Genomic DNA, 21,273 nt, shown 5'->3' with positions numbered 1-21,273 from the left:
ACCGCGGTCCGAAGACCATCGTGACCCGGGAAGACCCTCTGGCGCTAGCGTCCGCGAGCGGCCAGTGAGGCCAGATAGGCGTTGTACGCCTCCAGCTCCTTGTCGCCGTCGCGGTCCGCGGCGCGGTCCTTGCGGCGCGCCTCGCGGTCGTCGGAGCGCCGCCACTGGAAGAGCAGGGCGACCAGGACGACCACGGACGGGATCTCGCTGAACGCCCAGGCGATGCCGCCCGCGGCCTCCTGGTCGGCGAGCGCGTCGATGCCGAGCGAGGCGGGCGGGTGCATGTACGTGCCGATCATCGGCTGGCTCGCCATCATCAGCGCGATGCCGAAGAACGCGTGGAACGGCATGCCCGCGAACAGCTCCAGCATCCGCATGATGTAGCCGGGGCGGTGCGGTCCCGGGTCGACGCCCATGATCGGCCAGAAGAAGACGAGGCCGACGGCGAGGAAGTGGACCATCATCCCGATGTGGCCCGCCTTGGAACCCATCAGCGTGTCGAAGAGCGGCGTGAAGTAGAGCGCGTACAGGCTCGCGATGAACAGCGGGATCGTGAACGCGGGATGCGTGATGATCTTGACGTAGCGGCTGTGGAGGAGCCAGAGGAGCCACTCGCGCGGACCCTTGTGGCCGCGCCCCGCCGCGGGCAGCGCACGCAGCGCCAGCGTGATCGGCGCGCCGAGCAACAGCAGGATCGGCGACAGCATGCTGATCACCATGTGCTGCACCATGTGCACGCTGAACATGACCATGCCGTAGTCGTTGAGCTTGGTGCACATCACCAGGAGCACGGTCAGGATGCCGATCACGAACGAGACCGTGCGGCCGACCGGCCACTTGTCGCCGCGCCGCACGAGCCGCGCCACGCCCCACCCGTACAGGGCGAGGGCCACCAGGCAGCCGATGAGGAAGAAGGGGTCGGCCGACAGCTCGAGGCCTCGCCCCAGCGTGAACGGCGGCAGATCCATGTTCATGCCGTGCCCGCTGTGATCCATCCAGTGGCTCCTGATTCGTGCGGATTGTGCGACGTGTGTCGGCACCAGAGTAGAACTGCCCCCGGCCGCTGACGCGACCGGGGGCAGGAGTTCGACGGGCGAGCGGACTACAGCACGCACTCCGCTTCGGCGTACCGCTCCTCGGGCACCGTCTTCAGCGTCTCCACGGCCTCCGCGAGCGGCACCATCGTGATGTCCGTGCCGCGCAGTGCCGTCATGTTGCCGAACTCGCCGCGGTGCACGGCCTCCACGGCGTGCCAGCCGAAGCGGGTCGCGAGGACGCGGTCGTACGCGGTGGGGGTGCCGCCGCGCTGGACGTGGCCGAGGATGACCGGACGGGCCTCCTTGCCGAGGCGCTGCTCCAGTTCGAGGGAGAGTTGACGGGCGATGCCCGCGAACCGCTCGTGGCCGTAGACGTCCTTGCCGCCCACGTCGAACTTCATGGAGCCCTCACGGGGCTTGGCGCCCTCGGCGGCGACGACGATCGCGAACTTCTTGCCCGCGGAGAAGCGTTCGCCGACCTTCGCGGCCAGCTCCTCGATGTCGAAGGGGCGCTCGGGGACGACGATCGCGTGCGCGCCCGCGGCCATGCCCGAGTGCAGGGCGATCCACCCGGTGTGCCGGCCCATCACCTCGACGATGAGCACACGCTGGTGCGACTCGGCGGTGGTCTTGAGCCGGTCGAGGGCCTCCGTCGCCACGCCGACGGCCGTGTCGAAGCCGAAGGTGACGTCCGTGACGGCGATGTCGTTGTCGATGGTCTTGGGGACGCCGACGATGGGCAGGCCCGCGTCGGAGAGGAGCCGGGCCGCCTTGAGGGTGCCCTCGCCGCCGATCGGGATGATCGCGTCGAGGCCGAGCTCGGCGACGTGCCCCTTGGCGCGCTCCACGCCGTCCCGCAGATGCGCGGGCTGGACGCGCGAGGAGCCGAGGATGGTGCCGCCGCGGGCGAGGATGCCGCCCACCGCGTCGAGGTCCAGCTTGCGGTAGTCGCATTCCAGGAGGCCTTTCCAGCCGTCGTGGAACCCGATGACCTCGTCGCCGTGGTCCACCACCGCGCGGTGCACGACGGAGCGGATGACGGCGTTCAGACCGGGGCAGTCGCCGCCGGAGGTCAGGACACCAATGCGCATGGCCCGGAATACCTTTGCAACGTGGGTCGATGACCGGACCACGTCGTCCGGCTGGATCCCCGCCACCCTATAGGCGCCGGGGGGCCGGACCGCACCCGGCGTCCGAGGGCTGGACGCCGCCGCTCACATGTGCGGGCGGGGCGTCAGAGGGGCCCTCGGACGGGGGTGCGGCAGGGGTGTTACGCGGGCTGCTGCGCGGCGTTGATGCGTTCGTTGCGCAGCGCGTCGTACCAGCGGTCGTCCGTCGGCGGCAGCGCGTTCACGTCGAGGGCCAGCTTCAGGAGCAGGTCCGCGATGAGCGGGTTGCGGGCGAGGACAGGACCGTGCATGTACGTACCGAAGACCGTGCCGTTGTACGCGCCCTCGGTGCCGTCGCCCGTGCCGTTGCCGCGGCCGAGCGTCACGCGGGCGAGCGGCCGCGCGGCCGGGCCGACGTGCGTGATGCCCTGGTGGTTCTCGAACCCGGTCAGCGGCGGCAGGCCGAGCTGCGGGTCGATGTCGGCGAGCACGTCGCCGACGCACCGGTCGCCCTCGCCGCGGGTGGAGACCACGTCGAGGAGGCCGAGGCCCGGCTCGCGCTGGCCCAGGTCGTTGATGAACTCGTTGCCGAGGATCTGGTAGCCGGCGCAGACCGAGAAGACGATCGCTCCGTTGCCGACCGCGCGCTGCAGGCCGCCGTCGCGGCGCAGCCGCTCGGCCGCGAGCCGCTGCGGGCGGTCCTCGCCGCCGCCGATCAGGTAGATGTCGCCGGAGGTGGGCACCGGCTGGTCGCTGCGCACGTCGTAGCGCTCGACCTGGAGGCCGCGCTGACGCGCCCGGCGCTCCACGACCAGGGCGTTGCCCTGGTCTCCGTACGTGCTCAGCAGGTCGGGGTAGACCCACACCAGCCGCAGGCTGTTGTCGCTCATGCTCATGTCCTTATCCGGGCGGGTCAGTTGCCGACGCGGCGGCGAAGGTCCTGGAACGCGGTGTAGTTCGCGATCGTCTCGATGCGTCCCGGCGGGGCGAACTGCACCGCCTCGTCGACGCTCTCGCAGACCCGGAAGTCCAGGCCCGCCACTTCGAGGCGCACGGCGAGGTCCAGCTTGCGGTCGCCGAGCACGAAGATCGGGTGACCGGCGAGCCGGGTGTAGTCGACGTCCCAGAGCCAGGAGGTGTCCGTGCCGTCGGCGCCGCGCGCGTTCACGGAGAGGATCACCGGGGTCGGCGGCGGGTCGATCAGCGAAAACGTTTCGAGCCAGCCCGCGGGGTTCTTCGCCAGCAGCAGTCGCAGGTCACGGCCCTGGAACTGCACGACGTCGTAGCGTCCCGCGACCGCCTGCACCTGGTACATACGCTCCAGGGCGACCTGCGGCGGCACGCCGAAGACGGCGGCCACGGCGGCCGACGACGCGGCGTTGGCCTTGTTCGCCCGGCCAGGCAGCTGCAGGTGGATCGGCCACGCCGAGCCGTGCGGGTCGAGGACGTGGTCGCCGGAGAGCACCCAGCTGGGCGCCGGACGGCGGAAGCCGCACTCGCCGCAGAACCAGTCGTCCCCGGGGCGCTGCATGACGCCGCCGCAGGACGGGCACGACCAGGCGTCGTCCTTCCACTCCTGGCCCGCCGCCACCCACACCACGTTCGGCGAGGAGGAGGCCGCCCAGACGACCAGCGGGTCGTCGGCGTTGGCGATGATCACGGCCTTGGATCCTGCCAGGCCCTCGCGCCACTTCTCGGCGAGCATGCGGGTCTCCGCGGCGCGGTCCAGCTGGTCGCGCGAGAGGTTGAGCAGCGCGATCGCCTTGGGGTCGACGTCACGGGCGACGCCCGCGAGGTACTTCTCGTCGACCTCGATCACACCGAACCTGGCGTCCGAGCCGCCGGCCAGCGCCGAGGTGATTCCGGCGGGCATGTTCGCACCGAGCGCGTTCGAGACGACCGGGCCGCTGGCCCGCAGCGCCTCGGCGATCAGGCGCGTGGTGGTCGTCTTGCCGTTGGTGGCCGACACGAGGACGACGTCCAGGTGCGTGGCGAGCCGCCCGAGCAGTTCGGGGTCGAGCCTGAGCGCGACCTTGCCGCCGATCACCGATCCGCTGCCGCGGCCCGCTGCCCGGGACACCGCCGCGGCCGCCTTGCCCGCCGTCACGGCCAGCTTGGCCCGCGGCGACAGCGGGTCCGTGTTGCCTGACATCTGTCGAGATCCTCCTTGCGTACGGCGCCGCGCCTGCCCCCGGCATCGTTTCGCTGCTCAGCCTATCGAGATCCATCTGCAAGCCCGAATTGCGGCACCACCTCCGGCACCTCGGCGGTGCCGCTCCGTCCCCTGGACCGTACTCTTGCCGCCATGCGACACGGCACGATCCCGGGCGCCTCGGGGCGCGTACGACCTCTGACCCTGCTCGGCGACCCGGTGCTGCACGCGCCGTGCGAGGAGGTCACCGACTTCGGCCCCGAACTGGCGCGCCTCGTCGAGGACATGTTCGCGACGATGTACGCCGCACGGGGCGTGGGACTCGCCGCGAACCAGATCGGCGTGGGCCGCCGGGTGTTCGTCTACGACTGCCCGGACGACGAGGACGTCCGCCACCTCGGGCACGTGGTCAACCCGAGACTCGTCGAGGCGGACGGCGTGACGGTGCGCGGCCCCGAGGGCTGTCTCTCGCTGCCCGGACTCGAAGCGGGCACGCCGCGCTTCGACCACGCCGTCGTCGAGGGCGTCGACGTGCGGGGCGAGCCGGTCCAGGTGCACGGGACGGGCTGGTTCGCCCGCTGCCTCCAGCACGAGTGCGACCACCTCGACGGCGGCGTCTACACCGACCGCGTCACGGGCTGGCGGCGCCGCAGGGTGCTGCGGGCCGCGGCCAGGGCGCCCTGGAATTCCTGAGGGGTGCAAAGACAGGCTCTCAGAAACCGGGCCCTCCGACGCGGTTGCCCGCCGCCGCGAGCCGCCCCCAGAGCAGGTCGGCGAGGCTGCGCACCAACTGGGCGCGGGGGCAGGGCCGTTCGCCGAGCCACCAGTCGCCCGCCGCGTGCATCATGCCGACGATGCCGTGTCCCCAGACCCGGGCGAGCTCGGCGCTCTCGGGGCCGAGGTCGACGCGCTCCTCGATGACCTCCGCGAGCTCCTCGCCGAGCCGGCGCAGCAGGGGAGCCGAGTGCAGCCCGACGTCGAAGCCCTGCTCGCCGGGGGAGGGGGCCTCCGACGGATGCATGAGGAAGCGGTAGACCTGAGGACGGGCCTCGATCGCCGCGAGGTAGGTGTCGAGCGTCGCCTCGACCCGCTCCCTGCGCTCGGCGGGGGCGTCGAGCGCGGCCCGCAAGGCCTCCAGGAGGGCATCGGTGTGCCGCTTGGCGAGTGCCGCGTACAGGCCGCCCTTGTCGCCGAAGTGGCGGTACAGGATCGGCTTCGTGATGCCCGCTTCCGCGGCGATGGCGTTCATCGAGGCGCCCGGGCCGTCGCGGAGCACGACCCGGTCCGCGGCCTCGAGGAGCTCTCGCCGCCGGTGCTCGGCGGACCGCTGCTGATCGGTCCGCTGCGTGGTCTCCATCGTTTCTCCCCGCCCGTGCTGAATCGGTGACGCACGCGCAACGTAACACCCGTCGTCCCGTGCGGATCGAACGGGCCGCCGGGAGTTGACATGGACTACTGGCCGGTAACAGACTGCGGTTACCGCAAGTAACGTCGCAGATGATCGCAGGTCCTGGAGGGGTCATGGCCGAGTTCACCATGGAGCTCAACGACGAACAGAAGGAGGTCCGGGACTGGCTCCACGGGTTCGCCGCCGATGTGATCCGCCCCGCGGCCGCCGAGTGGGACGAGCGCGAGGAGACCCCGTGGCCCATCATCCAGGAAGCGGCGAAGCTGGGGATCTACTCTCTCGATTTCTACGCCCAGCAGTTCTTCGACCCCTCGGGCCTCGGCATCCCGATGGCGACCGAGGAGATCTTCTGGGGTGACGCCGGTATCGGCCTGTCCATCATGGGCACGGGCCTGGCCGCCGTCGGTGTGCTCGCCAACGGCACCGAGGAGCAGATCGGCACCTGGATCCCGCAGATGTACGGCGACGTGAACGACGTCAAGGTCGCCGCGTTCTGCTCGTCCGAGCCGGACGCCGGATCCGACGTGGCCGCGATGCGCACCCGCGCCGTCTACGACGAGGCCAAGGACGAATGGGTCCTCAACGGCACGAAGACCTGGGCGACCAACGGCGGCATAGCCAACGTCCACGTCGTCGTCGCGGTCGTCGACCCCGAGCTCGGCTCGAAGGGCCACGCGTCCTTCATCGTCCCGCCGAACACCCCCGGCCTGTCCCAGGGCCAGAAGTTCAAGAAGCACGGCATCCGCGCCTCGCACACCGCCGAGGTCGTCCTGGAGGACGTGCGCGTCCCCGGGCACTGCCTGCTCGGCGGCAAGGAGAAGCTGGACGAGCGCATGGCCCGCGCCCGGGAGCGCGCCAAGTCCGGCGGCGAGCGCGTCAAGAACGCGGCGATGGCCACGTTCGAGGCGTCCCGCCCGGCGGTCGGCGCCATGGCCGTGGGCACGGCGCGCGCCGCGTACGAGGAGGCCCTGGAGTACGCCAAGACGCGCACCCAGTTCGGCCGCCCGATCATCGACAACCAGGGCATCGCCTTCCAGCTCGCCGACATGCGCACCCAGATCGACGCGGCCCGCCTCCTGGTGTGGCGCGCCTCCTGGATGGCCACCACCGGCAAGAAGTTCGAGTCGGCCGAGGGCTCCATGTCGAAGCTCTACGCGAGCGAGGTCGCCAAGAAGGTCACCGCCCAGGCGGTCCAGATCCTCGGCGGCAACGGCTTCACCCGCGAGTACCCGGTGGAGCGCATGCACCGCGACGCGGCCATCTACACGATCTTCGAGGGCACGAGCGAGATCCAGCGCCTGGTCATCGCTCGGACGCTGTCGGGGATGCCGATTCGGTAGACGTGTCCGTCGGGCGTGTTCGCCGGGTGTGACTACTTCCGGCGTCGGAAGGTCAGCCAGAGTCGGGTCGCGACCAGGCCGAGGACCACCACACCGACGGCGATCTGCGCCCAGCGCGGGAGCGAGCCGGAACCGGGGAGGTACAGGGCGAGGGTCGTCACGTCGTGCTCCTTGTCGTCCAGGCGGCGTCGCGCAGCATACGCAGGCCGTTGAGGCCCACGATGACGGTCGAGCCCTCGTGACCGAGGACGCCGAGCGGCAGCGGCAGGTCGCCCGCCAGGTCCCAGACGACCAGGCCGGAGATGAACACCCCGGCGATCACCAGGTTCTGCACCACCAGGCGGCGGGCCGCCCGGGACAGGGCGACGACCTTGGGGACGGTGGCGAGTTCGTCGCGGACGACGACGGCGTCGGCGGTCTCCAGGGCGAGGTCGGAGCCCGCGCGGCCCATGGCGATCCCGGTGTGGGCGACGGCGAGGGCCGGGGCGTCGTTGACGCCGTCGCCGAGGACCAGCGTCCTGCGGCCGCGCGCCTCCAGGCGGCGTACGGCTTCGACCTTGTCCTGGGGCAGGAGACCGGCGTGGACCCCGTCGTCGGGGATGCCGACCTCGGCGGCCAGGCGGGCGGCGGCGCGGGGGTTGTCGCCCGTCAGCAGCTGAGGGGCGGCGCCGGTCAGGGCGGTCAGGGCGGCGACGGTCGCGGCGGCGTCGGGACGCAGGCGGTCGGCGATGCCCAGCACCCCCACCGGGACCTCGTCGAGCAGGACCACGACGGCCGTGCGGCCACCGGCCTCGAGGCCGGTGGTGATGTCGGTGGCCTCGGTCGTCGCGGTGTCGTCGGCGCGGTCGAGGAGACGGGCGGGCGCGCCGACCGTGACCGCGTGGTCGGAGACGGTGGCGGTGACGCCCACGCCGGGCGTGGAGGTGAAGTCCCGCAGGGCGGCGACGGTCAGGCCGCGGGTGCGGGCGGCCTCGACGACGGCGCGGCCCAGGGGGTGTTCGCTGGGGTGCTCGGCGGCCGCCGCGAGCGACAGGAGGGCGTCCTCGGTCAGTCCGGAGCCGGGCACCGGGCGGATGTCGGTGACGTGCGGGGTGCCCTCGGTCAGCGTGCCGGTCTTGTCCAGGGCCACCGCGTCGACCTGCCCGAGCCGCTCCATCACCACGGCGGACTTCACCAGGACACCGTGGCGTCCGGCGTTGGCGATCGCCGACAGCAGCGGAGGCATCGTCGCAAGGACCACCGCGCACGGCGAGGCCACGATCATGAACGTCATCGCCCGCAGCAGTGAGGCGGTCAGGTCCGCGCCGAACGCGAGGGGCACCAGGAAGACCGCCACGGTCGCGATGACCATGCCCACGCTGTACCGCTGCTCAACCTTCTCGATGAACAGCTGGGTGGGCGCCTTGGTCCGGGAGGCCTCCTCGACCATCGCCACGATCCGGGCGATGACCGAGTCCGATGCGTCCCGCTCCACCTTGACCCGCAGGGCGCCGGTGCCGTTCAGGGTGCCGGCGAAGACCTCGTCCCCCGCCTTCTTCGCGACAGGCAGCGGCTCACCGGTGATCGTGGACTGGTCCACCTCACTGGTCCCGGACAGGACGCGACCGTCCGCGCCGATCCGCTCGCCGGGGCGGACCAGGACGGTGTCCCCGACCACCAACTCCCGCGTGGGAACGGTCGATTCGCTGCCGTCGTCGGCCAGGCGGGTGGCGACGGCCGGCGCGGGGTCGAGCAGCCCCCTCACCGCGTCCTGGGTCCGGGCGGTGGCCAGGGCCTCCAAGGCGCCCGAGGTTGCGAAGATGACGATCAGGAGCGCGCCGTCCATCGTCTGCCCGATCGAGGCCGCGCCGAGGGCGGCGACGATCATCAGCAGATCCACGTCCAGGGTCTTCTCGCGCAGCGCCGTCACGCCCGCCCACGCGGGCTCCCATCCGCCGGTCGCGTAGACGGCGGCGTAGAGAAGTCCCCATGACCAGGCGGGTGCGCCGGTCAGCTGGAGCGGCAGGGCGACGAGGAACAGCACCAGCGCCGCGGCGGCCCAGCGCGCTTCCGGCAGGGCGAACACCCGGGTACGTCGTCCCGGTGCGGGACGCGGGGCGGCCGGAGCCGCCTGTGCGGGCGGTGGGAGCAGGTCGGAGGGCATGGCGAGGCAACCCCTTCGGGGGCGGGGGGACGGCGACACGCACACCGTACAGGAACATCTGAACAGGTCTTCATATGTCATCGATAGGGTGGCGGCATGGGTCACGGAGCCGACGCCAGGAACCACGCCACCCCCCGCGAGCGCCTCGACGCGGTGGGGGCCACTGACGTCGCCGCCACCCTGCAGGCCCTCGCGACCCCCTCGCGGCTGCACATCCTGGCCCGCCTCCAGGAAGGCCCCTGCGCGGTCGGCGACCTCGCCGAGGCCGTCGGCATGGAGGCCTCCGCCTGCTCCCACCAGCTCCGCCTGCTGCGCAACCTCGGTCTCGTCACCGGGGAGCGCCGGGGCCGCTCCATCGTCTACGCCCTCTATGACGGCCACGTCGCCGAGCTGCTCGAGCAGGCCCTCTTCCACGTCGAGCACCTGAGGCTCGGCCTGCGCGACGAACCCGCCGCCGGACGCTAGGGCCTGTGTCGAAAGTCCCGTCTGCCCGGCGACGCCCGGCACGCGCCCTCGCGGCGTTGTCGGGACACCCCGATACAACCAGTATCGGGGCGACCCTCCGCCTTGCGATCGCACGCACCGGACGCCGCCGGGCCCGCCCTCCGGGCGGACGACGGGACTTTCGACACAGGCCCTAGAGCGCGACGCGCGCCGCGTCCCGGGGCTGCTCGGGCAGCATGCCGATGGGCCGGCCCGTCGAGCGCTCCGCGCTCTTGCGGGCCAGGTCGCCGACGATGTGGGCGGCTGGCTGGATCTCCTCGCGCGGGGAGAGGCGCGGTGCGTGCCCGGCTGTGGCGGGATGGGTTCGGGGGGTGTCGGCGAAGGCCGCGGCCGTCGGCAGGGCGACGGCGGCGAGTGCCGCGATGACGATCATGAGGGCCCTCAAGCGCACGCGGGTGGACATCGTCTCTTTCCTCTGGCTCGCTCCGATTCGAGTGGGATGTCCACGAAGCTACGCACTCGGCATCAAGCCCATGCGTAAGCGATGTAACGGGCGCAAGGAGTATCCATCGCAAATTGGGTGACATGCCGTATCCGAACGCAGAAAGTGGAGGTGGTTAGGAAGTAAGGCTTGCAAGTTTGACTTCCTACCTCGTACCGTCGCCCTATGAGCGGACCCCCTGGAGAGCCCACCCCGGAGCAAGTCGCCGCCGACCTCACGCACGTCGTCGGGCGTCTCGTACGGAAGTTGCGCGGCGCGTCGCCCATGAACGGGCTCAGCCCCTCGCAGCGTTCCGTCCTCGCCCGTCTCGACCGGGGCGGCCCCACCACCACCGCGGAGCTCGCGCGAGCCGAGTTCGTGCGGCCGCAGTCGATGCGGATGACCGTGAGCGCCCTGGAGTCCATGGAGCTCATCGAGCGGGCGCCCGACCCGAACGACGGGCGGCAGTCCGTCCTCTCCCTGACCGACGAGGGCCGCCGTACCCTCACCGACGGCCGTGCCGCCAAGCGCGGCTGGCTCTCGGAGGCCGTCTCCGAGGAGCTCGACCCGGCCGAGCGGCGCCAACTCGCCGACGCCGTCGCGCTGTTGGAGCGACTGGTGCAGAGGTGAACGGCACCTCCATCGCGCGGGCGAAGCGGCGCCCGGCGCGCGAGCGCCCCGGCTTCGGAGCGCGACTGACCGCGCCCCTGCTCCTCGGCTCCCTGCTCAACCCCCTCAACACGACCATGATCTCCACCGGCCTGGTGGCGATCGGCCACGACTTCGGCGTCGGCGCCTCCGACACCGCTTGGCTCGTCTCCGTGCTCTACCTCGCCAGCGCCGTCGCCCAGCCCGTGCTCGGCAAGCTCGCCGACAGCCTCGGACCGCGCCGCGTCTTCCTCGGCGGACTCGTCCTCGTCGTCGCCTCGGGCCTCGTCGGAGCGCTCGCCCCGGGATTCGGCTGGCTGCTCGTCTCCCGGGCGCTCCTCGGCATCGGCACGTCAGCCGCGTACCCCGCCGCGATGGCCGTCCTGCGCGACGAATCGACCCGGCTCGGCACCCCCACCCCGCGCACCGTCCTCGGCCGGCTCTCCTTCGCGGCGCTCGGCAGCGCGGCGATCGGACCGACCCTCGGCGGTCTCCTCGTCGCGACCGCGGGCTGGCGCGCCGTCTTCGCCGTCAACGTGCCGGTCGCGGTCATCGCGTACGCCACCGCCCTGCGATGGATACCCAAGGAGGCGCCGCGCGACAGGGCGACGGCAGGCCGGACAGGGAAGACGGGGACGCTCGATCCGCTGGGGATCGTGCTCTTCACGGGCGCGCTGAGCTGCCTCGTCGTGTTCCTGCTCGACCTGCGCCACCCCATGTGGCCCCTGCTCGCCCCGGTCGTCGTGCTCTCCGCCCTGCTCACGGGGTGGCAGCTGCGCCACCCGCACCCCTTCATCGACCTGCGCATGCTCGGCACGAACCATGCCCTCGCCCGCACCTATCTGCGGCACGGGCTGAGCTACCTCGTCGTGTACTGCGTGATGTACGGCTTCACCCAATGGCTGGAGGAGGAGCGCGGCTACTCCTCGCTGCACACCGGACTCGTCATGCTGCCGATGTCCCTCGCCGCGCTGGCCTGTTCCCTGATCGGGGCGCGCACGAAGGGAATTCGGGCGCCTCTCACCGTTGCCGCCGTGCTCCTCGCGGCGGGCAGCGCTCTGTTGCTCTTCACCACGGGCTCCACGCCGCTCGCCGTCCTGCTCCTGGCCGGCGCCTGTTTCGGCATCCCGCAGGGGCTCATGGGCACCGGCAACCAGGCGGCCGTGCAGCAGTTCGCGCCCGCGGAGGCCATCGGGTCGGCCGCCGGACTCCAGCGCACCGCGCAGTACATCGGCGCCATCACGGCCTCGGGCCTGATCGGCCTCGCTTACGGTCAGCGCGCCGACGACGGAGGCCTGCACCTCATGGCCGCCGTCGGCGCGGTCCTGGCCCTGGCCCTCGTCGTCCTGACCGCCACGGACCGCGCGCTGCGCCGCCGCCCGGCCGGATAGGCACGCAATCGACCACGTACGCAAGTAATCAGCACAGTTCGAGAAAGGCACCACCCATGACCGCCACCCTCCTCGACCGCACCACCGCCCTCGTGCTCGTCGACCTCCAGAAGGGCATCACCGCGCTGCCCACCGCCCCTCCCGCGCAGCACATCGTCGAACGGTCCGCCGCGCTCGCCCGCGCCTTCCGCGAGCACGGGCTGCCGGTCGTCCTCGTGCGGGTGACGGGAGGTGCCCCCGGCCGCACCGAGGGACCCGCGCGCAGCGGTGACGTGCCCGCGGACTGGGCGGACCTCGTGCCCGAGTTGGGACGCACGGACACGGACATCGTCGTCACCAAGCAGCAGTGGGGCGCCTTCTACGGCACCGACCTCGACCTGCAGCTGCGCCGCAGGGGCGTCACCCAGGTCGTGCTCGCCGGCATCGCGACGAGCATCGGCGTGGAGTCGACGGCCCGCGCGGCGCACGAGCACGGCTACCACGTGACCGTGGCCGTCGACGCCGTCACCGACATGGACGCCGACGCCCACCGCAACAGCGTGGAGAAGATTTTCCCGAGGCTCGGCGAGACGGACACGGCGGAAGCGATCGTCGCGCTGGTCGGCCGCGGCTGAGAGCCCGCCGCCGGACCCCGGGCCTCCCGGGTCCTACGGCCGGTACACGTACGGCGTGGTCGTGCAGAGCGTCGTGAAGCCGAGCCGGTCCAGGATCGGGCGGCTGTCGTCGGAGGCGTCGACCTGCAGATAGCGGTAGCCGCGCTCGACGGCGATGCGGGCGCGGTAGTCGACCGTCGCGCGGTAGATGCCCTTGCCGCGCCAACGCGGGTCGGTGCCGCCGCCCCACAGCCCGGCGAAGTCGGTGCCGGGACGGAACTCCATGCGGGCGCCGCACACCGGCCGGTCGCCGGCCATCGCGACGACCGCGACGATGTCGTCCGGTGTCTCGGTGAGCTGCGCGAGCACACGCCGGGCCAGGTGTTCGCTCAGCGCCGCGTCGCCCTCGCCGAAGGCGGCCAGATGCGCCTCGGACATGAGGCGCACGCCCGCCGCGTCCGTCACCGGGACCAGCCGGATGCCGTCGGGCAGTTCGGGGCCCGCGGGCAGGGCGGCGGCCTCGGCGACCATCACGGTCTCCGTCGGCTCGGCCTCGAACCCGGCCGCGAGGAGCCGCTCGCCCAGGTCGGCGGGACGGTCGTACGAGTGCTGCTTCCACTCGAACTCGCGCCCCGCGTCGGTGAAATGACGCACCTGCTCCGCGATCACGGCGTCCGCCGTCGACGCGTCGATGTCGGTCCACAGGACACCGTTCCAGTCGTGCGCGGAGCCGGTGACGCGCACGACGCCCCCGGTCCGCTCGACCCGGGTGTCACCGCCCTCACCCGTGGTGTCGTGCCGGAGCTGACGGTCGTACGCGGCCAGTACCGCTGCGTGATCCATGCGGTCACCTCAGCAGCGGGGCGAAGCGGCGGCAACCGGTTTTCGCCGGGACGGTCAGACCCCGGGAGTGCCCACGGGCAGACCTCACGAGCGCCAGCGGCAGCGCAGGGCCGCCGTGGTGAAGCCGGGGCCGAAGGCGATGGCCGCGCCGTGCGCACCGTCGTCCGGAGGGTCGGCGTGGGTGCGTTCCAGGACGCGCAGGATGCTCACGCCGCCGAGGTTGCCTTCGTGGCTGAGGGTGTCCGTGGAGTGCCGTACGGCGTGCTCGTCCAGGCCCAGCGCGGCCGCCGTGTCGGCGATGATGCGCGGGCTGCCGGGGTGGATGACGGCGAAGTCGGGCCGCCGGGGGCCGAGCCACTCCAGGAGGGGCGGCGTCACGTCGGTGACGGCGGCCAGGACCTGCTTGGTCGAGTCGAAGTGGATGCCGTCCTCGGCGATCCTGCCGCGCTGGCGTTCGAGGCTGTCGGGGAGGACGTACTCGTAGGTGTCCTCGACGGCGAGTCCGGGACCCAGCGGGGTGTCGGTGACGACGGTCGCGGAGGCCGCGTCGCCGAACAGCGCTTTGTAGATCATCGACTCGATGGTGGTGTCGCTGTGGTGGTAGATGCTGGACAGCACCTCGGAGGCGACGACGAGGACCTTGCTGCCCGGGTGTGCGGCGAGGAGGTCGGCGGCGCGGGTCAGGGCCTGGGTGCCGCCGGGGCAGGCCACGGAGGTGAGGGCGACGCGGCGCAGGTCGGGGCGGAGGCCGAGCCGTGTGACGAGGTGGATGTCCAGGTTGGGGACGGCCCAGCTCGTGGTGTGCGTGGTGACGATGGCGTCGATGTCGCGCGCGGTGAGGCCGGCGTCGTCCAGTGCCCTGGTGCAGGCCCGTTCGGCCATGTCGAGCGCGTCGGAGAAGGCGACCCGGGCGCGCTCCCCGACGTCGGCCGTGCCGGACACGGTGGGGGAGTCGAGCGGGCGCGTGAAGTGGCGCGTACGGACGCCGCAGTTGCCGATGACGCGGAGCAGGGCGCGCAGGCGCGGGTGGTCGGCGTGGTGCGCGCTCACGTCGTCGGCTATCTCGGCGGTGGTGACCTTGTGGTCGCCGAGGACGGTCCGTGGTCGCAGAACGTGAGCAGTCACGTGGCGGCTCCCCGTGGATCAGCGGTGCGGGTGGGGATGTGGCCAAGTTACTGCACTATGCCCGGAGTGCCCTGTTATGCGCCACCAGATCGAACCTGCGTACGATTCGGGTCGAATGTGCGTACGAAATCGGCCAGGTGTCCGCGCGGGGTCAGTCGGAGTCAGTCGGGGTCAGTCGGGGTCAGTCGGGGTCAGTCGGAGCGCAGATTGGGCGCGCGCGAGTGGACGCGCTGCGAGCCGCGGTGGAACACGAGGATCATCAGCCGGGAGCCGGGCGCCGTCAGGGGCTGCGCCGCACACATGGTGACCCAGCCGGGGCCCTCCTGGGCGTGCATCAGGGGGCGCTCGTCACCGTCGGGGTGGGGGTGGGAGTTGCCGGCGGCGTAGAGGTCGGCCGTCTCGGGGTCGGCCAGGATCTCCTTCTCGATCCGCCGCAGGATGTCGTCGTCGGGCCGGGTGGCGAGCGCGGCGCGCAGCTGGGGGAGAACCATCGGGGCCCACGCGTTGTGCCAGTCCATCAGGGTCTCGCGGCCGTGCGGGTCCAGGAGCATCCAGCGCAGGGTGTTGCCGGGGACCTTGCCGCCCGGGAACATCGCGGCGAAGGCGCTGTTGTACGCGAGCATCTCCCAGGAGGCGTCGGTCACGTAGGCCATGTGCCCGATCCCGTCGACCGCCTCCTGCCAGACGCCGGGGACCTCCTTGCCGGAGGAGAGGTGGAGCGGCCCCGGCGGGTCCTGGAGCAGTGCGTAGCGGCAGAGGGACACCCACTCCTGTTCGTTGAGACCGAACAGGCGGGCCACGTCGCGGAGCAGGGAGGTCGGCGGGTTGGGGTAATTGCCGGACTCGAGGCGGTGGTACGTCCCGAACGTGCGGTGGAGCAGTTGGTCGACCTGGTGCTGCGACAGGCCGGGCGCGCGCCGTCCCTGGCCTGTCGGGCGGGCGAAGCCGTGCGATTCGGGGGCTATGAGGGCGCGTCGTTCGCGGAGCAGAGCGCGGAGCGCCGTCTTGTTCATGGTGGGTAATCCCTCTTGGTGCACGCCGAGTTGGAGCGTGATCAGTCTAAATATTCACATCGGCTTTGGTAGTAAACATTGCCCGAAGAAAACGATCAGTCGCTCGGGCATCATGGAGTGTGCGGGGTCACCGACCTGCAGGTTTGAACGTCGGACGACTCCCGTGCACAACAGCGGGGCATCTTGTCCGGGGAGCATGAGAATGGCTGAAATTCCCCGGCATTGGGTACCCCCTAGGCCTACAGGACCGATGTGGGAAGCGTGTGGGACAACTGTTCGTATTTTGATCCGTGTGGTCGGAATCGGAGCAGCACAGGACCGCACGGCTCGGCTTCCCGCTTCCGGTTCCGTAGGACCACCGGCTGCGGTCGGTGCCGTCACTCGCCATTACGTAGCGGCCACGGTACCGGCCGCCCGTGGTCGTTCCGGGCGCGTCAGGTGGCCGTGATGTGCTCCTCCGCCCGCGCCAGGATCTCCGAGACCCGCAGCCCGAACCGTACGTCGCACGGATGGGCCGTGCCCGTCGCGGCGGACTCGACGAGCGCGTCCACCGCCGCCCCGAACGCGTCGCCCGCGCCTTCCCACGGCGGAAGCGCCACCGTGCCGCTCTCCCCGCGCAGCTCCACCGCGAGGCCCTCGCACTTGGGCGGCGCCGTCAGGGTCAGCGTCGCCGTGCTGGACGCGCCGCTCTCGTGCCGCAGGATCAGGTGGACCGTGTCCTTGGGGCCCTCGGCCGCCGTCACGGCCGTCACGTCGCCGAGCACGGGCAGCAGCATCGACAGGGCGTGCGGGCCCACGTCCCACAGGCCGCCCCGGCTCGCGCGCCAGGGTGACGAGAAGGCGGCGCTGCCGTCCGGCGCGTAGAACGAGCCGTACCAGTCGGCGCGGCCGGTGAACCAGCCGCCCGTGGCGCTCTGTTCGGCCAGCCAGGCCGCCGAGGCGGTGGTGAAGCGCAGTGTGAAGAAGACCACGGAGGCGATGCCCGCGCGCTCGGCCGCCGCCGCGAGGTCCCGCGCCCCGGCCGCCGTCGTGGCCACCGGCTTGTCGAGGAGCAGGTGGCAGCCCGCCGCCGCGGCCCGCGCGGCGAGCGGCGCCTGCACGTCCGGCGGCACCGCGAACGCCACGGCGTCACACGCGGCGAACAGCTCGTCCACGTCCGCGTACGCCCTCGTCCCGTGCTCGGCGGCGAGCGCGGCCGCGGCCTCGGGGCGGCGGCCCCAGATGCCGCTGAGGTCCACACCGGGGTGGCGGGACAGCGCGGGGGCGTGCGTGGCGGAGGCCCAGGGGCCGGTGCCCACCAGGCCGAAGCGGAGTCGGTTCATGGGCCGCAGTATGACCGAAGCCGCCGACGGCGGACCTCTCGCGGCAGGGGCGCCCGGTGGGCCGGGGCGGTTCACGGCCACGGGCGGACGGGACGCCGCGTCGGTGTCCCTCCCGAATTTCTCTGGGTGAATTCCCATTCACCCGCTATGGTGAATTTGAATTCACCTCATCCTCGGGGGAGATGCCATGGCGCCGGATCCGGCAGTCGGCGACGGGGGAGGTCCGCGCGCCCGTCTCACGGTCCCCGTGCTCGCGTTCGGCGGCATCCTGATGGCCGTCACTCAGACCGTGGTCGTCCCCCTGCTCCCCGACCTGCCCCGCCTCACGGGCAGCTCGCCCGGCGCCGTGTCCTGGCTGGTCACCGCGACGCTGCTGTCCGGCGCGGTCCTCACCCCCGTGCTCGGCCGGGCCGGCGACATGTACGGCAAGCGCCGCGTCCTGCTGCTCGCCTTCGGCCTGATGGCCGGGGGCTCCGTGCTCTGCGCGCTCACGTCCGACATCCGGCTGCTGATCGCGGCACGCGCCCTGCAGGGCGCCTCCGCCTCGGTGGTGCCGCTGTCCATCAGCATCCTGCGCGACGAACTCCCGCCCCGGCGCACCGCTTCCGCCGTCGCCCTCATGAGCTCCACGGTCGGCATCGGCGCCGCGCTCGGATTGCCGCTGGCCGCGCTCATCGTGCAGTACGCGGACTGGCACGCCATGTTCTGGGCGACGGCCGCCCTGAGCACGGCCGGACTGCTGCTCGCCCGGTGGGCGGTGCGGGAGTCCCCGGTGCGTTCGCCGGGGCGGTTCGACACATGGGGCGCGCTCGGCCTGGCGGCCGGACTCGTCTGTCTGCTGCTCGCGGTGTCGCAGGGCGGTCAGTGGGGGTGGGGGAGCGGCCCCGTCCTCGGCCTGTTCGCGGGCGCGGTCGTGATCCTGACCGTGTGGTGGCGGACGCAGCTGCGCGCGAAGCAGCCGCTGGTGGACCTGCGCCTCGCGTCCGGACGGCGCGTCGCGCTGCCGCACCTGGCCGCGCTGCTCGCCGGATTCGCCTTCTACGCCAACTCGTTGGTGACCGCACAGCTCGTGCAGGCGCCCGCCGAGAGCGGCTACGGCCTGGAGCTGTCGATCGTGGCGACCGGCCTCTGCCTGCTGCCGAACGGCGTCATCATGCTGGCCCTCTCGCCGGTGTCGGCCCGTGTCTCGACGGCACGCGGCCCCCGGGTGACCCTCGCCCTCGGCGGCGCGGTCATGGCGCTCGGCTACGCCGTACGCGTCGTGGACAGCAGGGAGTTGTGGGTGATCATGCTGGGCGCCGCGATCGTCTCGACCGGGACGACCCTCGCGTACTCGGCGCTGCCCACGCTGATCCTGCGGGCCGTGCCGGTCGAGCAGACCGCGTCCGCGAACGGCGTGAACGTCCTGATGCGGACGATCGGGCAGAGCGTGTCGAGTGCGGCGGTCGCCGCGGTGCTCGTCCGGCACACCGCGTCCGCCGGAGGCGTCGAGTTCCCCACGCTCGGCGGCTACCGGCTCGCCTTCACCCTGGCCGGTACGGTGGCGCTCGTCGCCTGCGCCGTCGCCCTGGCCATACCCTCGGACACGGCCCCGGCCGCGCGGAACGGCCGCAAGACCGCGGGGCGCGAGGGGCCCGCACAGGAGACCGCTCTGGAAGGAAGCTGACCATGGCGGAGGTTCGCACGGAGGTGGACGTACGCGTGGACGGGCGCGCGGCCGCGTCGCACCACGCCCCGCCCGCCGGACGCAGGGACTCCGAGGCGAGCAAGGCGGCCATCATCCGCGCCGCCCGTCACCTGCTCGCCCGGCACGCGCACGGGGACATCACCCTCAAGGCCGTGGCGGACCGGGCCGGAGTCAGCGCCCCGCTGATCCTGAAGTACTTCGGCAACAAGGACGCCCTGTTCTCCCAGGTCATGTCGTTCGAGGCCGACGCGGACACGTTCCTCGACGCCCCCGTCGACGACCTCGCCCGCCACATGGTCCTGCACCTGCTCACCGGCCAGGCCGAGCGGGGCGCCGACCCCATCCTGCGCATCGTCTTCGCCCCGCTCCACGGCGAGCAGGGCGACATCCTGCGGGACAACTTCCGCGTGCAGGTGGCCCAGCGGCTGACCGAGCGCCTCTCGGGGCCGGACGCGGGGCTGCGGGCCGAGCTCGCCGTCGGCATGCTGCTCGGGCTCGGCGTGATGTACGGCATCGCCCGCGGCGCGCACCTGCGCGCCACGGAGATCGCCGAGATCACCGCCCGGTACGCACCCGCGGTGCAGGCGCTGCTGACCCCCCGCTGATCCGCGCCTTCCGGATGGTGGCGGCAGCGTTGGTGTCAGCCGTCGCCGCCGCGGCGGCCGCACCGCCGGACCGGGCCGCTCCCCGTCCTCCTCGACGTACGACCACCACCGCCGCGAGCCCGACCGCGAGCCCCGCCACGGTCTGCGGCCCGAAGGGCTCACCGAACATCAGCGCACCCCACAGCGCGGTCACGGGCGCCATGAGGAACATCAGCGTGTTGACCTGCGTGACCCCGGAGCGCCGCAGAATCAGCCAGTACAGGCCGTACCCGCCGAACGTGGAGAGTGCGACCAGCCACGCGATCGCGCCCCAGAACGACCCCTCGGCCGGCGGCGTCGCGGCACCGGACACCACCGCGAGACCCGTGAAGACGACGGCGCTGGTGGCGCAGTGGACGGTCATCGCCACCGAAGGGGCCACCGCGCGCGGCGCACGCCGGTCGAGGAACGTCGCCGCCACCAGCGAGAGCATGCCGAGGAACGGCACGAGATACGCCCAGGCGGGCGTGGCGCCGCCCTGGGAGAAGTCGGCGGCGGTGACGATGACGACCCCGGTCACGCCGAGGCCGAGACCGGTCCACTGCGTGCGCGAGACGTACTGACCGAGCAGCGGCCCGGCCAGGGCGCCCGCGACCAGTGGCTGGGTGCCGTCGATCAGGGCGGTCGTGCCGCTGGAGACGCCGAGCTGGATCGCCAGGTACACGGTGAGGAGGTAGCCGCTCTGCGACAGCGCGCCGACGGCCGCCTGCCGTCCGACATCACGCGCCGTCAGGCCGCGCCACGCCGCCCGGGACAGCACCAGGGCGACCAGCCCCAGCACCACTGCCAGCGGCAGGAAGCGCCACATCAGCACCGTCACGGCGGACGCGCTGCCCGCGCCCAGTTTGGCGCCGATGAACCCCGAGCTCCAGGTCAGCACGAAGGCGGTCGACAGCAGGACGTTCATGGGATTCTCCCGTCTCGGGTCCCCGGCGTCGCGCGGAGGCCCGTCGTGGGCGAGTAAACCGATCTGTCTACCTGGTGGTCGAGTATACAGATCGGTTTAGGCGCGATGTATACCGGTCGGTCTACCATGGGGTCCATGGGTGAGGACACGCCGAACACGGAAGGCGGGGCCGCAGCGGTGCCGCATCGCATCGTCATGACACCGGCCGCCCGCCGCGCTCTCGATGCCGCCGGACGCCTCTTCTACGAGCGCGGCATCCACGCCGTCGGCGTGGACCTGATCGCCGTCGAGGCCGGGGTCACGAAGAAGACCCTCTACGACCGGTTCGGCTCCAAGGAGCAGATCGTCGTGGAGTACCTCGCCGACCGCGACGACCGCTGGCGCGCCTTCCTCGCCCCGTACATCGAGGCCGCGGGCGCGCCCCGCGCCCGGGTCCTCGCCGTCTTCGACGCCCTGCGCGACTGGGCCGGCGGGCCCGATGGTCGGCTGGTCAAGGGGTGCGGCATGGTCAACGCGCACGCCGAGATCAGTGACCCCACGCATCCCGCGTACCCGATCATCGTCGGTCAGAAGGCCTGGATGCTCGCGCTGTTCACCGACTTCGCCAGGGGAGTCGCGCCGTCCGAAGCGGAAGCCGCGCGGCTCGGGCGCACGCTGATGCTGCTGCACGAGGGCGCGCTCGTCGCGCACGGCCTGCGCGTGTTCCCGCACGCCATCGAGGAGGCCCGCGGCGACGCGGAGGCGCTGTTGGTCGCGGCCGCGGAGCGGGGGTCGGCACTTCGTTGACAAGTCTTTGCCCGTGGCCGGAATCTTCCCTTCCGGCCGCTCTTCCCGGCGGCGCGAGTCCTGGTGCCCGGCGTGCTCGGTATGCGCCCCGCTGACACGAGTCAGGGCCTGTGGTCATCGGTAAGGGGCGGTAAAGAGCGGCCGAAATCGCCGGGGTCGGCGGACCGGTCCGCTCACGGGGGCGTTGACCGTGCGCAGGT

At 72.1% G+C, this 21,273-nt stretch carries 22 protein-coding genes; 9 read left to right on the top strand and 13 right to left on the bottom strand.

Annotation, left to right across the window (positions count from 1 at the left end; all coding sequences use genetic code 11):
- Window positions 1-44: 44 nt before the first annotated feature.
- From DEJ49_RS01535 to DEJ49_RS01520, 4 genes are all read right to left on the bottom strand, one after another.
- Window positions 45-995: a cytochrome c oxidase assembly protein gene (locus tag DEJ49_RS01535; protein WP_150181997.1), complete on the bottom strand. Its 951-nt coding sequence runs from the start codon at window positions 993-995 to the stop codon at window positions 45-47.
- A gap of 107 nt (window positions 996-1,102) precedes the next feature.
- Window positions 1,103-2,128, bottom strand: coding sequence for a 6-phosphofructokinase (locus DEJ49_RS01530; RefSeq protein ID WP_150181996.1), 1,026 nt, complete (start codon window positions 2,126-2,128; stop codon window positions 1,103-1,105).
- Between the two features lie 179 nt (window positions 2,129-2,307).
- Window positions 2,308-3,036, bottom strand: a complete 729-nt coding sequence (locus DEJ49_RS01525; protein ID WP_150181995.1) for a type 1 glutamine amidotransferase — start codon at window positions 3,034-3,036, stop codon at window positions 2,308-2,310.
- Window positions 3,037-3,059: 23 nt separating this feature from the next.
- Entirely contained in the window at window positions 3,060-4,298 is a 1,239-nt protein-coding gene (locus tag DEJ49_RS01520; RefSeq protein ID WP_150181994.1) for a MurT ligase domain-containing protein, read from the bottom strand.
- Between the two features lie 153 nt (window positions 4,299-4,451).
- Here DEJ49_RS01520 and def point away from each other — a divergent pair, with 153 nt between their 5' ends.
- Window positions 4,452-4,991, top strand: coding sequence for a peptide deformylase (gene def / locus DEJ49_RS01515; RefSeq protein WP_150181993.1), 540 nt, complete (start codon window positions 4,452-4,454; stop codon window positions 4,989-4,991).
- Window positions 4,992-5,010: 19 nt separating this feature from the next.
- Here the strand turns inward: def and DEJ49_RS01510 are convergent, their stop codons facing one another.
- On the bottom strand, window positions 5,011-5,655 hold the full coding sequence (locus DEJ49_RS01510) for a TetR family transcriptional regulator (RefSeq protein WP_150181992.1): 645 nt from the start codon (window positions 5,653-5,655) through the stop codon (window positions 5,011-5,013).
- A gap of 164 nt (window positions 5,656-5,819) precedes the next feature.
- On the opposite strand from DEJ49_RS01510, the gene DEJ49_RS01505 reads away from it, so the two are divergent.
- Window positions 5,820-7,046 carry an acyl-CoA dehydrogenase family protein gene (locus DEJ49_RS01505; protein ID WP_150181991.1) on the top strand — a complete coding sequence of 409 codons (1,227 nt, stop codon included), beginning with the start codon at window positions 5,820-5,822 and terminating at the stop codon, window positions 7,044-7,046.
- A 32-nt stretch (window positions 7,047-7,078) separates the two neighbouring features.
- Here DEJ49_RS01505 and DEJ49_RS36700 read toward each other — a convergent pair whose 3' ends face one another.
- Together DEJ49_RS36700 and DEJ49_RS01500 are read right to left on the bottom strand one after the other, a co-directional pair.
- A complete protein-coding gene (locus tag DEJ49_RS36700; RefSeq protein WP_263398773.1) occupies window positions 7,079-7,207 on the bottom strand; it encodes a hypothetical protein in 129 nt (42 codons plus the stop codon).
- A complete protein-coding gene (locus DEJ49_RS01500) occupies window positions 7,204-9,189 on the bottom strand; it encodes a heavy metal translocating P-type ATPase (protein WP_150181990.1) in 1,986 nt (661 codons plus the stop codon). Before DEJ49_RS01500 ends, DEJ49_RS36700 begins: the two co-directional genes overlap by 4 nt.
- 96 nt (window positions 9,190-9,285) lie before the next feature.
- On the opposite strand from DEJ49_RS01500, the gene DEJ49_RS01495 reads away from it, so the two are divergent.
- On the top strand, window positions 9,286-9,654 hold the full coding sequence (locus tag DEJ49_RS01495; protein ID WP_150164108.1) for an ArsR/SmtB family transcription factor: 369 nt from the start codon (window positions 9,286-9,288) through the stop codon (window positions 9,652-9,654).
- A 172-nt stretch (window positions 9,655-9,826) separates the two neighbouring features.
- On the opposite strand, the gene DEJ49_RS01490 is transcribed toward DEJ49_RS01495, so the two are convergent.
- Window positions 9,827-10,096 carry a hypothetical protein gene (locus DEJ49_RS01490; protein WP_150181989.1) on the bottom strand — a complete coding sequence of 90 codons (270 nt, stop codon included), beginning with the start codon at window positions 10,094-10,096 and terminating at the stop codon, window positions 9,827-9,829.
- A 204-nt stretch (window positions 10,097-10,300) separates the two neighbouring features.
- Here DEJ49_RS01490 and DEJ49_RS01485 point away from each other — a divergent pair, with 204 nt between their 5' ends.
- Genes DEJ49_RS01485 through DEJ49_RS01475 form a run of 3 tightly spaced genes read left to right on the top strand, consistent with a single transcriptional unit; the run spans window position 10,301 to window position 12,767 of the window.
- The gene (locus DEJ49_RS01485; protein WP_150181988.1) at window positions 10,301-10,744 is read left to right on the top strand and encodes a MarR family winged helix-turn-helix transcriptional regulator; all 444 of its coding nucleotides are present in this window, start codon (window positions 10,301-10,303) and stop codon (window positions 10,742-10,744) included.
- Window positions 10,741-12,153, top strand: coding sequence for an MFS transporter (locus DEJ49_RS01480; protein WP_150181987.1), 1,413 nt, complete (start codon window positions 10,741-10,743; stop codon window positions 12,151-12,153). Before DEJ49_RS01485 ends, DEJ49_RS01480 begins: the two co-directional genes overlap by 4 nt.
- A gap of 56 nt (window positions 12,154-12,209) precedes the next feature.
- A complete protein-coding gene (locus DEJ49_RS01475; protein ID WP_150181986.1) occupies window positions 12,210-12,767 on the top strand; it encodes an isochorismatase family protein in 558 nt (185 codons plus the stop codon).
- A gap of 33 nt (window positions 12,768-12,800) precedes the next feature.
- Here DEJ49_RS01475 and DEJ49_RS01470 read toward each other — a convergent pair whose 3' ends face one another.
- From DEJ49_RS01470 to DEJ49_RS01455, 4 genes are all read right to left on the bottom strand, one after another.
- Entirely contained in the window at window positions 12,801-13,589 is a 789-nt protein-coding gene (locus DEJ49_RS01470) for a GNAT family N-acetyltransferase (protein ID WP_150181985.1), read from the bottom strand.
- Between the two features lie 84 nt (window positions 13,590-13,673).
- Window positions 13,674-14,714, bottom strand: coding sequence for a type III polyketide synthase (locus DEJ49_RS01465; RefSeq protein ID WP_150181984.1), 1,041 nt, complete (start codon window positions 14,712-14,714; stop codon window positions 13,674-13,676).
- 191 nt (window positions 14,715-14,905) lie between these two features.
- Window positions 14,906-15,727 carry a helix-turn-helix domain-containing protein gene (locus DEJ49_RS01460; protein WP_150181983.1) on the bottom strand — a complete coding sequence of 274 codons (822 nt, stop codon included), beginning with the start codon at window positions 15,725-15,727 and terminating at the stop codon, window positions 14,906-14,908.
- Between the two features lie 434 nt (window positions 15,728-16,161).
- A complete protein-coding gene (locus DEJ49_RS01455; RefSeq protein WP_150181982.1) occupies window positions 16,162-17,049 on the bottom strand; it encodes a Gfo/Idh/MocA family protein in 888 nt (295 codons plus the stop codon).
- A gap of 187 nt (window positions 17,050-17,236) precedes the next feature.
- On the opposite strand from DEJ49_RS01455, the gene DEJ49_RS01450 reads away from it, so the two are divergent.
- Entirely contained in the window at window positions 17,237-18,715 is a 1,479-nt protein-coding gene (locus DEJ49_RS01450) for an MFS transporter (RefSeq protein WP_150181981.1), read from the top strand.
- 2 nt (window positions 18,716-18,717) lie between these two features.
- Window positions 18,718-19,341 (top strand): TetR family transcriptional regulator, encoded by a 624-nt coding sequence (locus DEJ49_RS01445; protein WP_150181980.1) that lies wholly within the window; start codon window positions 18,718-18,720, stop codon window positions 19,339-19,341.
- On the opposite strand, the gene DEJ49_RS01440 is transcribed toward DEJ49_RS01445, so the two are convergent.
- Window positions 19,292-20,287, bottom strand: a complete 996-nt coding sequence (locus DEJ49_RS01440) for a DMT family transporter (RefSeq protein WP_150181979.1) — start codon at window positions 20,285-20,287, stop codon at window positions 19,292-19,294. The two genes, DEJ49_RS01445 and DEJ49_RS01440, sit on opposite strands and share 50 nt — an antisense overlap.
- Before the next feature lie 135 nt (window positions 20,288-20,422).
- Between DEJ49_RS01440 and DEJ49_RS01435 the strand changes: the two genes are divergently transcribed.
- Window positions 20,423-21,073: a TetR/AcrR family transcriptional regulator gene (locus DEJ49_RS01435; RefSeq protein WP_411757128.1), complete on the top strand. Its 651-nt coding sequence runs from the start codon at window positions 20,423-20,425 to the stop codon at window positions 21,071-21,073.
- Window positions 21,074-21,273: the final 200 nt, after the last annotated feature.

Source organism: Streptomyces venezuelae, assembly GCF_008642335.1.
Classification (GTDB): domain Bacteria; phylum Actinomycetota; class Actinomycetes; order Streptomycetales; family Streptomycetaceae; genus Streptomyces; species Streptomyces venezuelae_F.
This window is presented reverse-complemented; position numbering and strand designations above follow the sequence as displayed.